This is a genomic window from Aureimonas sp. ME7 (genome assembly GCF_903970965.1).
Classification (GTDB): domain Bacteria; phylum Pseudomonadota; class Alphaproteobacteria; order Rhizobiales; family Rhizobiaceae; genus Aureimonas.
Window position 1 is genome coordinate 59,355 of the sequence record NZ_CAJCKW010000012.1, and the last position, 12,927, is coordinate 72,281.

At 69.0% G+C, this 12,927-nt stretch carries 14 protein-coding genes; 9 read left to right on the top strand and 5 right to left on the bottom strand.

What is annotated here, in order from left to right:
• Positions 1-192: 192 nt before the first annotated feature.
• Positions 193-690, top strand: a complete 498-nt coding sequence (locus H7A85_RS17380; RefSeq protein WP_182087229.1) for a DUF1003 domain-containing protein — start codon at positions 193-195, stop codon at positions 688-690.
• Here the strand turns inward: H7A85_RS17380 and H7A85_RS17385 are convergent.
• From H7A85_RS17385 to H7A85_RS17400, 4 genes are all read right to left on the bottom strand, one after another.
• On the bottom strand, positions 681-1,991 hold the full coding sequence (locus tag H7A85_RS17385; protein WP_348519701.1) for a cyclopropane-fatty-acyl-phospholipid synthase family protein: 1,311 nt from the start codon (positions 1,989-1,991) through the stop codon (positions 681-683). The two genes, H7A85_RS17380 and H7A85_RS17385, sit on opposite strands and share 10 nt — an antisense overlap.
• A 44-nt stretch (positions 1,992-2,035) precedes the next feature.
• A complete protein-coding gene (locus H7A85_RS17390; RefSeq protein WP_182087230.1) occupies positions 2,036-2,356 on the bottom strand; it encodes a multidrug efflux SMR transporter in 321 nt (106 codons plus the stop codon).
• Between the two features lie 220 nt (positions 2,357-2,576).
• Positions 2,577-2,993 carry a thermonuclease family protein gene (locus tag H7A85_RS17395; protein ID WP_244631256.1) on the bottom strand — a complete coding sequence of 139 codons (417 nt, stop codon included), beginning with the start codon at positions 2,991-2,993 and terminating at the stop codon, positions 2,577-2,579.
• A 222-nt stretch (positions 2,994-3,215) separates the two neighbouring features.
• Positions 3,216-3,434, bottom strand: coding sequence for a DUF1674 domain-containing protein (locus H7A85_RS17400; RefSeq protein WP_182087232.1), 219 nt, complete (start codon positions 3,432-3,434; stop codon positions 3,216-3,218).
• 184 nt (positions 3,435-3,618) lie between these two features.
• Between H7A85_RS17400 and htpX the strand changes: the two genes are divergently transcribed.
• On the top strand, positions 3,619-4,560 hold the full coding sequence (gene htpX / locus H7A85_RS17405) for a zinc metalloprotease HtpX (RefSeq protein WP_182087233.1): 942 nt from the start codon (positions 3,619-3,621) through the stop codon (positions 4,558-4,560).
• A gap of 73 nt (positions 4,561-4,633) precedes the next feature.
• Here htpX and H7A85_RS17410 read toward each other — a convergent pair whose 3' ends face one another.
• The gene (locus H7A85_RS17410; protein ID WP_182087234.1) at positions 4,634-5,152 is read right to left on the bottom strand and encodes an ankyrin repeat domain-containing protein; all 519 of its coding nucleotides are present in this window, start codon (positions 5,150-5,152) and stop codon (positions 4,634-4,636) included.
• 69 nt (positions 5,153-5,221) lie between these two features.
• On the opposite strand from H7A85_RS17410, the gene H7A85_RS17415 reads away from it, so the two are divergent.
• The 7 genes from H7A85_RS17415 to H7A85_RS17445 all read left to right on the top strand — a co-directional run bounded on the left by H7A85_RS17415 (position 5,222) and on the right by H7A85_RS17445 (position 12,719).
• Positions 5,222-5,956 carry a Uma2 family endonuclease gene (locus H7A85_RS17415; protein ID WP_182087235.1) on the top strand — a complete coding sequence of 245 codons (735 nt, stop codon included), beginning with the start codon at positions 5,222-5,224 and terminating at the stop codon, positions 5,954-5,956.
• A 138-nt stretch (positions 5,957-6,094) separates the two neighbouring features.
• Positions 6,095-7,462 (top strand): RsmB/NOP family class I SAM-dependent RNA methyltransferase, encoded by a 1,368-nt coding sequence (locus H7A85_RS17420; protein WP_182087236.1) that lies wholly within the window; start codon positions 6,095-6,097, stop codon positions 7,460-7,462.
• A 199-nt stretch (positions 7,463-7,661) separates the two neighbouring features.
• On the top strand, positions 7,662-9,356 hold the full coding sequence (locus H7A85_RS17425; protein ID WP_182087237.1) for a heparinase II/III family protein: 1,695 nt from the start codon (positions 7,662-7,664) through the stop codon (positions 9,354-9,356).
• A gap of 77 nt (positions 9,357-9,433) precedes the next feature.
• Positions 9,434-9,604: a hypothetical protein gene (locus tag H7A85_RS17430; protein ID WP_182087238.1), complete on the top strand. Its 171-nt coding sequence runs from the start codon at positions 9,434-9,436 to the stop codon at positions 9,602-9,604.
• 141 nt (positions 9,605-9,745) lie between these two features.
• On the top strand, positions 9,746-10,537 hold the full coding sequence (locus H7A85_RS17435; RefSeq protein ID WP_182087239.1) for a DUF2189 domain-containing protein: 792 nt from the start codon (positions 9,746-9,748) through the stop codon (positions 10,535-10,537).
• 118 nt (positions 10,538-10,655) lie between these two features.
• Positions 10,656-12,269 carry a bifunctional phosphoribosylaminoimidazolecarboxamide formyltransferase/IMP cyclohydrolase gene (purH, locus tag H7A85_RS17440; RefSeq protein WP_182087240.1) on the top strand — a complete coding sequence of 538 codons (1,614 nt, stop codon included), beginning with the start codon at positions 10,656-10,658 and terminating at the stop codon, positions 12,267-12,269.
• Between the two features lie 123 nt (positions 12,270-12,392).
• On the top strand, positions 12,393-12,719 hold the full coding sequence (locus H7A85_RS17445) for a hypothetical protein (RefSeq protein ID WP_182087241.1): 327 nt from the start codon (positions 12,393-12,395) through the stop codon (positions 12,717-12,719).
• The last annotated feature ends 208 nt before the right edge of the window (positions 12,720-12,927 follow it).

The following is a 12,927-nucleotide window of genomic DNA, read 5'->3' on the forward strand; positions in this document are numbered from 1 at the left end:
GCCGGAAAGGTCAAGCGTTTTTTGCTCTTGCCTCCTCCCGAAACCGATCCCGAGAAGGATCATGCCCAGCAACGATCTCAGTCGATCGACCGAGCCGCTCGGTCGCGCTCGAAGCCTGGGTTGAGTTTCACGCTCGCCTGAGGGCTTGAGGGCGGCCGGCGGCCGGTCCCCCATCCCGAAGGTTCAAGCGTCATGAACACGGCTATCCGTTTCGTCGCCGGCCATCTGCGCCGCGTGTCCCCCGCCCGCGATCCCAACGAGATGTTCAACGAAGGCATGACCTTCGGCGAGCGTCTGGCCGATCGCGTCGCCACCATCGGCGGCTCCTGGAGCTTCATCGTCGGCTTCGCGCTGTTTCTGGCAGCGTGGGCGATCCTCAACGTCTGGATCCTGGCGGCCAACGCCTTCGATCCGTTTCCCTTCATCTTCCTGAACCTGATGCTGTCCATGCTGGCCGCGCTTCAGGCCCCCATCATCATGATGAGCCAGAACCGGCAGGCGGCCAAGGATCGCTTCGAGGCGCGCCTCGACTACGACACCAACCAGCGCGCCGAGGCGCAGATCAACGCGCTCAGCGATCAGGTGGCGGAACTGCGCGACGAGATCCGCTTCCTGGTCGCCGCTCAGCGCGAAAGGCTGGACGATGCCGGGCTCGAGGCCGTCGAAACGCGGCAGCGCCTTCAGGCGTAGAGGTCGGCGCGCGTCGGCGGCAGGCCGGACGGACCCTTGTCCCGCTTCGAGACGAGGGTCTGGTTGATCATCACCGTGCCGCGCTCGAAGGCGAGCGCGCAGCCGGCGAGATAAAGGAGCCAGAGCCGGGCCACCGGCTCGCCGGCCTCCGCGGCCGCCGCCTCGAAATTCTCGTGCAGCCGCTCCGCCCAGATCCGGCAGGTGCGCCCGTAGTGCTCGCGCCAGTTCTCGACGTCGTGCACCTCGAAACGGTGCGCTTCCAGCCGTTCGAGCGAGTGGCCGATATAATCGAGCTCGCCCCCTGGGAAGATGTAGCGGGTGATGGCGCGATATTCGCGCGAACCCTTGTGGAAGGTCTTCAGGTTCTTCTTGGCGGGCCGCGTGATCGCGTGATGGAGGTAGAGCCCGCGCGGGCGCAGGAGCTTTCGCACCGCGCCGAAATATTCGTCGTGATGGGCAAAGCCCACATGCTCGAACATGCCGATCGAGGCGATCTTGTCGAACGTGCCCGTCAGTTCCTGAAAGGGCTTGAGCTCGATCGTCACGCGGTCCTCAAGCCCGGCCTCGCGCACGCGCCGCGTCGCCAGATCGAACTGCGCCTTGGAAAGGGTGACGCCGTGCCCAATCACCCCGTGGCGCGAGGCGGCATGGATCAGGAGCGCGCCCCAGCCGCAGCCGATATCCAGGAACCGATCGCCGGCTCCCAGCCTGAGCTTTCGGCAGATCATCTCGAGCTTGTCTTCCTGGGCCTTATCGATATCGCCGTGCCAGCCGTCGAAGTAGGCGCAGGAATAGACCATCCGCTTGTCGAGGAAGAGTTCGTAGAAACGGTTGGAAACGTCGTAGTGGTACTGGATCGCCTGTTTGGTGGAACCGCTGGCCCCGGCGTCGGCGCCGGCCTGCGCGAGCCCGGTGTCGGCCGCGCCCTTGCGTGTGCGCCAAAGGGCGGGCAGGAGCCGGGCGAGGCCGATCTTGTCGATCCGCTTCCAGGCGCCGCGCGAGCGTCCCTTCGATCCACGCCGATCGGCCAGATCCAGAAACGATCCGCCGACGATGTCGATGCTCTTGTCCATCCACAAGCCGACCAGCGTTTCCACCTTGGGCTTGAACACGAGGCGGGACAAAGCCTCGGCATGCGCGATGCGCACCGCCGGACCCTGACTGTCGCCAATGCGCTCGCCCGTCCAAAGTTCGACGGGAACGCCGAGATCGAGCGTGCGAACGAGATCGGCGAGGTTTTTCGCGATGCGGACGTCGTCTTGTGTCGGGGTAGAGGTCATGGAGCCGAACAGATGTTTCACGTGAAACCCGTTCTAGACCCCTCGGCCGCCCCTGTCCGCCTGTTTCAGGACGACGAGGCGTATTTCATCAAGACGATGCCCGACAGGATCAGGATCGCGGCGGCGATGCGCAAGGGGCTTGCGCTTTCGCCGAACCAGACGAGGCCGACGACGAAGGCGCCGAGCGCCCCGATTCCCGTCCACACGGCATAGGCCGTTCCAAGCGGAAGGGTGCGCATGGCGCTGGCCAGAAGGCCGAAGCTTGCCAGCATCAGGACGACGGTCAGAAGGCTGGGGCCGAGACGGGTGAACCCGGCGGACTGCTTCATCGCGGAAGCCCAGCCGATTTCCAGGAGACCGGCGACGAAGAGGAAGATCCAAGGCATGGACGGGACTCGATCCTTGAAATCCGGGTCGTCCCGTCTCGTTCGGCCGCACCGTTTGGGCGGACCCGAGCAGGGTCGTCCCTGCCTGGACTCGCAGATGGGACCGACCCGCGCGGATTCAAGCCGGGGAGGCGCGGCTTGAGACCGGTGAGCTGTGCGTGGACGGTGGGGCAGGAAAGTGAAAAGGGGCTCACGCTTGGACCTTCCCCGTGCGAGCCCCTCAACCCCGACGCACCCCGACGCGGGGCGATCCGAGCCCCGCCGCTGCGCACCAGTTGCGCCGGCGTCCGCCGTCATAGGCATCCACATGCCCTTCGCGCAGCAGGCGGGCTCCAAGGTCGGGTTCGTCCGCCGTGGCGACATCCGCAAGGACGCGGCCGAAATACTTGTCACCCGAAACCCGCGCGAGACGAACCGGACCCTTGCCGATCAATTCGACGAGCCGGTCCCGTGCGGCGGCGGCCGCATCCCGCTCGGCGGGGCACTCGCCCTTGAGTTCGGGCGCATCGACGCCGCGCAAACGGACGGCGACGCGGACCGTCTGCATCGGCCAGATGAAGGCTTCCACCTCGATCGTGTCGCCATCGCGCACCTTGACGACATCGGCGAGGATCGGCCCTTCGATCTCGCGCGGCATCTCACCTCCCCAAGCGGGGACGATCGAAGCGGCGAAAAGGAGGAGGGGGAGACAGCGCATGTCGACAGTTCTGACGGCAAGGGATTAAATTCCCACAACCGTTTCATGCGTCGGTAGTTCCGAGGATAAACGGCGCTCAAATCCGTCCGAAGATGAGATACATCCTGCATCAAGCAGAGGGCTTGCACTCACTCGCAGGACGTGTGTCCTAACACGAGGTGATCAGAAATCCGAGACGATCCCGTTCTTCTCCCAGTCGCCGAAGCGCGTGGGTTCGGCGCCGCCGCGCCCGTTCACCTCCTCCGGCAGCCTCGCCGCCGTGGCCGCCGCGCGGCGCGCCTCGGCCTCCGCCAGCGCGCGACGGGCGGCGGGCAAGAGGTCTTCCGGGCGGCGCTCGGGGCTGGCGGGAAAAGGAACGGTGGGGTCGGTCGGCTCGCTCATGATGGCTCCGGATCGCTCACGGCATCGGGATCGGGTGGGGCGGTCCGGCGCCGCCTCGAAGGCGTTGACCCGAACCCTTGCCCTCCCCAGTTGTTTCCCGACAGATCGGGTTTGGCGCGGGCCCCTGCAAGCGAAAAATCCGGGCCGTCGCCCATTCCCGCATCGAAGGAGTTCGAAAACGCCCATGAACGCCACCAAGACCGCCATGCTGATCGCCGCGATGACGGCCCTCTTCATGGGGGTCGGGTTTCTCTTAGGCGGCGGGCGCGGCATGGGGATCGCCTTCGTGATGGCGGCGGCGATGAACCTCTTTTCCTACTGGAACGCCGACAAGATGGTGCTGCGCATGCACGGCGCGCGCGAGGTCGATGCGCGCACGGCGCCGGAATACTATCGCATCGTTGAGGAGCTAACGGCGCGCGCCGGATTGCCGATACCGCGCGTCTACCTGATGGAGAACGACCAGCCGAACGCGTTCGCCACGGGACGCAACCCCGAGAACGCGGCCGTCGCCGCCACCACCGGCCTTCTCCGGCGCCTGTCGCGCGAGGAGATCGCCGGCGTGATGGCGCACGAACTCGCCCACGTGCAGAACCGCGACACGCTGATCATGACCGTGACGGCGACGCTGGCCGGCGCCATCTCGATGCTCGGCAACTTCGCCTTCTTTCTCGGCGGCAACCGCGAAAACAACAACCCGCTCGGGTTCATCGGGGTTCTCGTCGCCATGCTCGTCGCCCCCTTCGCCGCGATGATCGTGCAGATGGCGATCTCGCGCACGCGCGAATACTCCGCCGACCGGCGCGGGGCGGAAATCTCGGGCAACCCGATGGCGCTCGCCTCCGCGCTCGCCAAGATCGCCAATGCGGCCGGGCGCAGCGTCAACATGCCGGCCGAGCGCAATCCGGCGACGGCCCATATGTTCATCATCAATCCCCTGAACGGCCAGCGCATGGACGGGTTGTTCTCCACCCACCCGGACACGCAGAACCGCATCGATGCGCTCGTCGCCATCGCAGGCGAGATGGGGCAGGGGCGTTTTTCCGCGCCGTCGCCCACACCCGCCGCCGTCCGGCAGGGGCCGTGGTCGGGCAACGCCAAGCCGCGCAAGGGCCCCTGGGGCTGAGGAGCCGGCGAGTTTCGGCTCTTCGGTCCGGCGTCGTCGGACGACACTCGAGCCTCGCGCGCTCGAGGGCGGCTCAAGTCCGATCCCGGACCGCTTCCTCCAGGATGGCCGGCGTGTTGGCCGCGCCCATGGCACGCGCGGCCCCCAGCGCATCGAGCCCTTCGGGCGTCCGGCGGCGGGCGTCGGCGCCCCGCTCCAGAAGGAGGCGCACCATGTCGACCCGGTCGAACATGGCGGCCATCATCAAGGGCGTGCGCCCGTCCGGCCCGGCCCCGTCCACCGCCGCGCCCCCGTCGAGGAGCGCGCGGGCCGTCCGGGCGTCGCCCTTGAAGGCGGTGCCGGCGAGCGGCGTCTGGCCCCGGTCGTTCGGCCGGTCCGGGTCCGCGCCGTGGCGGATCAGCGCGGCCGAAAGCTCCGCATGGCCGTGGTAGCTCGCCAGCATCAGGAGCGTGTCGCCCTTATCGTTGGTGAGGTTGGGCGGCAGGCCGCCGGCGAGAAGTCCTTCGAGGAACCCCGCTTCGCCGTCTCGTGCCGCCTGGAACACGCGGGCCGCAAAGGCCAGGGTCTCGTCGTCGAGGATCGGCTCGCTCATCGGGGTGTCCTTGGTGGATGGGGGTTCGAGGTCGGAACGTTTGACGCCTGAAGCCTTCGAACGCAACCGATGCCGCTCGGCCCCCGCTCGCTCGCGCCGCAGGATGGGCCGATCGCCTTCGGTCAACTGGAGGGAGACGCAAGGCGCATGCTAGAGTTGGCGGGGCAAGGAGGGCAGGACGTGAAAGTTCCCGAGCCAAGCAAGGTATCCGCCGACGAATTCCTCCATTGGGTGTTCGATCAGGACGGGCATTTCGAACTGGTGGATGGGTTCGTCGTCGAGATGATGGCGGGCGCCAAACAGGCGCACAACGTCGTCGTCAGCAATATCGTGATATCGATCGGGCCCCAGGCCAAACGCGACGGATGCCGGACCACCTCCAGCGACACGGCGGTGAGGACGGGCGCGGACGGCATCCGGTTTCCCGATGTGGTGGTGGATTGCGGGCCCCCCGATCCGTCCGCGCTCGTCGCGGCTCGTCCGACGCTCGTCGTGGAAGTGTCCTCGCCCGGAACGAGCCAGGTGGATACGACGGACAAGCTCGACGAGTATCAGAGGCACGAGACGATCCGGCTGATCCTGTTCGTCGAACCCGGGATCGTTTCGGCGAAGCTCTACAGACGCGGCGAGGAAGGCGTCTGGTCCGCAGCGAAGTACGAAGATCTTGCGGATATCGTTGATCTACCCGAGATCGAATCGACGCTTCGCCTGCGCGATATCTACGATACGCTCGCTCCCGGTCATCGGCCTCGTCTCCAACTCGTGAAGGGCGAGAACGGCGGCCCTTCGTCCGATCGACGCTGATCCATATCGAGCGCCCGGCGGGTCGAGCCGACCGGAGGTCCATCAGCTTCGCGAAATCCGCAAGCCGCGCCCATGTGGCATGGATGCCCGACGCACCGGCCCTTGCCCTCGCTCCCCGCGCGGCCCATAGCATCCGCGATGCAAAAGCCGCGCAAAGCCGTCCGCCCCGTCGTCGCCACGCCGCCCGAGCGGCCGGGCCTGTCCAGCCGGCGCGTCGCCGCGCGGCTGCTGGCCGCCGTGGTGGATACGCGCACTTCGCTCGACGGCCTGACCGACCGGGGCCACGGGCATCCCGATTTCCGGGCGCTGGACGCGCGCGACCAGGGGCTGGTCAAGGCGATCCTCCTCGTCGCCCTGCGTCGGCGCGGCACGATCGAGGCGATCGTGTCGGCCTGCATCGAGAAGCCGCTGCCGCCCAAGGCCGCCGCGCTTCGCCACATCCTCCATGTCGGGGCGGCGCAGATCCTGTTTCTCGACGTGCCGGATTCGGCGGCGGTGGACCTCGGCGTCGAGCAAGCGCGCCTCGACCCGCGCACCGGGCGCTTCGACAAGCTCGTCAACGCCGTCCTGCGCCGCATCGCGCGAGAAAAGGACGCGTTTCTCCAAAGCTTCGACGATCCGCGCCTCGACTGTCCGCCCTGGCTCTCGGAGCGCCTCGCCGCCGCCTATGGCGAAGAGGAGGCATCCCGTATCGCCGCGCTCCACCGCGTTCCGGCGCCGCTCGACCTGACGGTGCGCGGCGCACCGGACGCGTTGGCCGAGCGGCTCGGCGGCGAGGCGCTGCCGACCGGCACGGTGCGGCTCGTCGGCGGGGAAGGGGCGGTGAGCGACCTGCCGGGTTTTGCCGAAGGGCAATGGTGGGTGCAGGATGCCGCCGCCGCGCTCCCCGCCCAGCTGTTCGGCGATCTCGCGGGCCGGCGCGCCATCGACCTGTGCGCCGCGCCCGGCGGCAAGACGGCGCAGCTCGCCGCACGCGGCGCGCGCGTCACCGCGCTCGACATTTCCGCCTCGCGCATGCGGCGCCTGCGCGAAAACCTGTCCCGCCTCGGGCTGGAAGCCGAAACCCATGTCGGCGATCTCGCGGCCTACCAACCGCCCGAGCCCTTCGACGCCGTGCTTCTCGACGCGCCCTGCTCCTCCACCGGCACGATCCGTCGGCATCCGGACGTCGCCTGGACCAAGACGGGCGAGGAGGTGGAGAAGCTCGCCGGCGTCCAGGCCCGTCTTTTAAGTCAGGCCGCAGCGCTGGTCGCCCCCAACGGGCTTCTCGTCTTTTCCAACTGCTCGCTCGACCCGGTGGAGGGCGAGGCGGTGGCGCGCGCCTTTGCCGCCGAGACGCCCGGTTTCCGGCTGGAGCCGGTCCGCGCAGAGGAAGTTCCCGGTCTCGAAGCGGCGGTGAGCGCGGAGGGCTTCCTGCGCACGACGCCCGCCATGCTGGATCGGGGCGCGCCGGAGCGCTCGGGGCTCGACGGCTTCTTCGCCGCAAGGTTCCGCCGCACCGGGTGATGCGCGGGAGCGACGAGGAGGCTTCCATCGCCCTTCGTCCCTCGTCGCGCCAGCCTCGCATCAGCCTGCCCGCTTACGGGCCCTATCCTTTAAGACATCGTTAACCCTGTTGGCGGAAGTTGGTCCTCGACCGATCCGCGCTTCACGTCTTCTTCGCGGACCATTTCGAACAGGCGTTGCGCCTCGCGGAGGAATGCGGATGACGACAGGATTCGTCGACGAACCCCGCCTTGCCGGGCTGATGGTGCGCGAGATCACGCGCCGGACCGCCGCCCGCCTGCGCTCGGCCCTTGCCCGTCCGCTCAGCCTCGCCTGGAACGCGCCGCAGCTTCCCGCCGCCCCCTTGTCCGATCTCCGGCTCGGCGATGCTTCGGTGGCGCGGGGCTTCTATGTCGGCCATGTCTGGCTCGGCGGCTATCTCGTCGAGCTCAACGGGCGCTCGCCCTTCTCCTTGCGCGACGAGGCGCGGCCGTGGCGGGCGGAACTGCACGCCTTCGGCTGGCTGCGCCATTTCACCAGGGCGGGCGATGCCCTGTCGGCCGAGCACGTGCGCGCCCTCGTCGGCGACTGGCTGCGCCTCAAGCGGCGCCAGCGCACGGGCCTTGCCTACGAGCACGAGGTGGCGGCGCGCCGGGTCATCAGCTGGATCGCCCATGCGCCGACGATCCTCAGCGGCGCCGACGCCGCCTTCGTCGATCGTTTCGCGCGCGGGCTGAGCGCCGAGGTGCGCCAGCTGCGCCGCATGGCGCCTTCCGCCCCCAACGGCACGCCGCGCCTTCGCCTGCGCATGGCACTGTGCGCGGCAGCGCTGGCCGAGCCGCGCCCGGGCGCGGCGCTGAAGCTTCAGGCCAAGCTTCTGGGCGAGGAGCTCGATCGCCAGATCCACCCCGACGGCGGCCACCTGTCGCGCAATCCCGCCGCCGTTTCCAGCATCCTCGCCGACCTCGTCCCGCTCTGCCAGCTCTTCGCCGAGCGCGGGCAGGCGGTGCCGCGCCCGGTGTTCGGCGCGGTGGACCGGATGCTGCCGGCGCTGCGCTTCTTCCGCCACGGCGACGGGGCGCTCGCCCTCTTCAACGGCGCGGGCGTGCCCGACCATCATCTGGCGGCCGCGCTCCTGCGTCACGACGAGACGCTGGGCGAGCCGATCAGCCAGATGCGCCAGTCCGGCTATCATCGCCTCGCCGCCGGGCTGACCGTGGTTCTGGCCGATACCGGCGCGCCGCCGGCGCCCGACGTGTCCAGCGACGCCCATGCCGGCACGCTCGCCTTCGAGTTCTCCGCCGGCGGCCGGCGCTTCGTGGTCAATTGCGGGGCGCCGGTGAAGCTCGACGCCGGCTGGCGCCGCCTGTCGCGCACCACGGCTGCCCATTCGACGCTGACGCTCAACGACCAGTCCTCGTCCCGCTTTTCGCGCTCCGAAGCCGTCGACCGCTTTCTCGGCGGCCCGCTTCTGCCCGGCCCGACGCGCGTGCCGGTGAACCGCGAGGAAACGCGCGAAGGCCAGCTCCTCACCGCCGCCCACGACGGCTACCGACAGGCCTTCGGCTTCGTCCATGAGCGCCAGCTCTTCGTATCGCGCGACGGGCGCCGCATCGAGGGCGTCGACCGTTTGTTCCAGGCCGCCGGCCGCTGCCACCGAATGGCCTCGGAAGAGCCGATGGGAACGCTGCGCTTCCATCTCCACCCCGACGTGCGGGTGGAGGAAGCGGGCGAAGGGCTCCGCCTCGTCCATGGCGAGGAGATCTGGTGGTTCTTCTCCGACGGCGAGGCGCAGCTGGAAGAATCCATCTTCTTCGCCGATGCCGCCGGCCCCCGGCGCACTCAGCAGATCGTCCTGCCGCTCGACTGCCTCGACCGGACCGACCTCAACTGGCGCTTCGAGCGCCAGGGGTGAAAAAACCGCATGGGCTGAACGCCCGTCCCCCGCCGCCCTATCTGCTCGTTTGTCCATCACGGAAGGCGGCAGGTCCCATGCACCGAACACTTCTTCTCGCGGGGCTGGGCCTTCTCCTGTCCGGCTGCGGCGGCATGAACCGCGCCGTCACCGTCCTTCCCAATACGCTGGACGACCTCGGGCGCCAGACGGAGCCGCTTCGTGGGCCCCGGCAGCCGGGTGACGAGGCGCTGGCCGTCCGCCCTTGAACGGCGAGGGGTCGCCAAGCCCCGCGAAGGGGCGTAACCTCCCGGGCTTCACGCATGGGGAGTTCGGCTCCCGGCCGCCCGCTCCCGCCGGTTGCGTCGCGTATCGATCGGTTGTCCCCCCAGGCCGGAGGAGACGATCCCATGAAAGCCATGCCGTTCGACGCCGGCCAAAGAGCCGCGCACCCGGTGCCCGCGATCCGACGGATCGAGCTCACCGACCTCACGCAAGCCCTGCGCCTCGGCTGGGCCGATTTCCTGCGCCGCCCGACGCATCTCGTGTTTCTCGCCTTCATCTATCCCCTGGCGGGCCTTGCCATCGCTTTCGGCCTGACGAACTCGGACGCCTTTCCCCTCCTGTTTCCGCTGGTGTCGGGCTTTGCCATTCTCGGCCCAGTCGCCGCGCTCGGCTTCTACGAAATCAGCCGGCGCGAGGAGCGGGGTGAGCCGACCTCGTGGCGCCATGCCTTCGACGCGCTGCAAAGCCCGGCGCGCGGCGCGATCGCGCGTGTCGCGCTCGCCCTCCTGGCGCTGTTCGTTCTCTGGCTCGTCAGCGCGAAAGGCCTGTTCGCGCTGCTGGCGCCCGAAACCGGCACCTCGAGCTATCTCGGCTTCCTCGGCGACCTCCTGTCGACGCCGGCCGGATGGACGCTGGTGATGGTCGGGCACATCGTCGGGTTCGCCTTCGCGGCGGTCGCCTTTTCGCTCGGCGCCATTTCCCTGCCCCTGATCCTCGACCGGCATGTCGGCGCGGGCGAGGCGATGGCGACCTCGGTGGAAGCGGTGCGCGCCAACCCACGCATCATGGGCACCTGGGGGCTGATCGTCGCCGGGCTCGTGATCCTCGGCTCGGTGCCATTGCTGGTCGGGCTCGCCCTGGTTCTACCGGTTCTCGGCCACGCGACCTGGCATCTTTACCGCCGCGCGATGGGCTGAAGGTCCCATCGGGGCCGGCGCGGCGGTTGTTTCGCGTGCCGGCCCGGCCTAATGGGGGGCGATGGAAAGGCACATCCCGTCGATGGGCGTGCCCCATGCTTCGAAAAGGATGCTTCCGATGGCTGTCGCCGCCAACCGCACTCCCGCCCCCGACCGTCATCCGGTGCGCCGCGCGCTCCTGTCGGTGTTCGACAAGGCGGGGCTGGTGGATCTGGCGCGGGGTCTTTCCGCGCTCGGCGTCGAGCTCGTCTCCACCGGCGGCTCGCGCGCTGCGATCGAGGCGGCGGGGCTCACCGTTCGCGACGTTTCCGAACTCACCGGCTTTCCCGAGATCATGGACGGCCGCGTGAAGACGTTGCATCCGGGCGTTCATGGCGGGCTTCTGGGCGTGCGCGCCGACCCGGCGCACGCTCAAGCCATGGACGAGCATGGGATCTCCGGCATCGATCTTCTCGTCGTCAATCTCTACCCGTTCGCCGAAACGGTGGCGTCGGGCGCCGACCGGCTGGCGATCATCGAGAACATCGACATCGGCGGACCCGCGATGATCCGGGCCGGCGCCAAGAACCACGCCTATGTCTCGGTCTTGACCGACCCCGCCGACTACGCCGCCTTTCTCGCCGAGCTGACGCAGGGCAAGGGCGAGATCGGCGTCGACACGCGCCGACGCCTCGCGGGCAAGGCCTACGGGGTTACCGCCGCCTATGACGCGGCCGTCTCCACGTGGTTTGCGGCGACCGAAAACGAGCCGGCGCCCGCGCGCCGCGCCTTTGCGGGCACGCTCCAGTCGTCCCTGCGCTACGGCGAGAACCCGCACCAGTCCGCCGCCTTCTATCTCGACGGGTCGGGGCGCCGGGGCGTGGCCACCGCGCGCCAGGTTCAGGGCAAGGAACTCTCCTACAACAACATCAACGACACGGATGCCGCCTTCGAGCTCGTCGCCGAGTTCGATCCCCAGCGCACGGCCGCCGTCGCCATCATCAAGCACGCCAACCCCTGCGGCGTCGCCGAAGGGGCGAGCCTCGGAGAAGCCTATGCCCGCGCGCTCGCCTGCGATCCGGTGTCGGCCTTCGGCGGCATCGTCGCCTTGAACCGCAAGCTGGACGCCGCCTCCGCCGCCGAGATCGTCAAGGTCTTCACCGAGGTGATCATCGCGCCCGACGCCGACGAGGAGGCGATCGCGCTCGTCGCCGCCAAGAAGAACCTTCGCCTGCTCCTCACCGGCGGCCTTCCGGACCCGCGCGAGGCGGGGCTCGCGGTGAAATCCGTCGCCGGCGGCCTTCTCGTCCAGTCGCGCGACAACGGCACGGTGGAGGGTCTCGATCTCAAGGTGGTGACGAAGCGCGCGCCGACCGACGCCGAGATGGCGGACCTCCGTTTCGCCTTCCGCGTCGCCAAGCACGTGAAGTCCAACGCCATCGTCTACGCCAAGGACTTGGCGACGGTCGGGGTCGGGGCCGGCCAGATGAGCCGCGTCGATTCCGCCCGCATCGCTGCGAGGAAAGCCGAGGATGCGGCCGAAACCGCAGGCAGTGCGGTGCTGACGCGGGGCTCGGTGGTGGCCTCGGACGCGTTCTTCCCCTTTGCCGACGGTCTTCTCTCGGCGGTCGCGGCCGGCGCGCGCGCCGTGATCCAGCCCGGCGGCTCGATGCGCGACGCCGAGGTGATTGCGGCCGCTGACGAGCACGACATCGCCATGGTGTTCACCGGCATGCGCCACTTCCGCCACTGAAGGGACCCGCCCTCCCGGCGCCGCGCGGAACACGGCGGCGCCGGGAGGCCTGAGGTGGCGCGGGCGGAAGGGAAGGGAGCCATCCGCGGGGCGCGGCGTTTCCTTTTCGAAAGGAGACCTGCCATGCGCTTTCGTCTCGCCGCCCCCTTGCTGTCCGCCCTGATCCTCGGCGCTTCGCCCGGATGGTCGCAGACGGCCGAACCGCCGCCGCTTTCGGGCAACGAGGATGCACCCGGGCAAGCCATTCCTCCCTCCACCGATCCGTGTTCCGCGCTACCCCAAACCGGAGAAGCGCAGACGCTGAGCGGTCAGTTGCAGGATTGCGGCGGTGTTCTGACGCCGCCCGACGAGGGCGGCAGCGCCATCGAAGCGCCCGTTCCCGCCCCCGACCCGGGCACGACGCCGGTGATCCCGCCCTCCGCCGTACCGGACCAGCCGCATCCGACGTGATGCTGACCGGCTGACCGCCGGGCGAACGAAGGGCGTTTACGGGATGCCCGGTAAGCTTGTGCACCCGGAGCGTTCGTTCGCGCGAGCGGTGAAGCGGGTTGCGCATGCGGGCGCCCCGCTTCACCGCTCGATGTCGTGTCCGCCCACTCGCGGGATGGCTAGGCTTTGGTTAGTTGGGAGGTTCACCGGTCTGCCCGAGCGTGGCCGG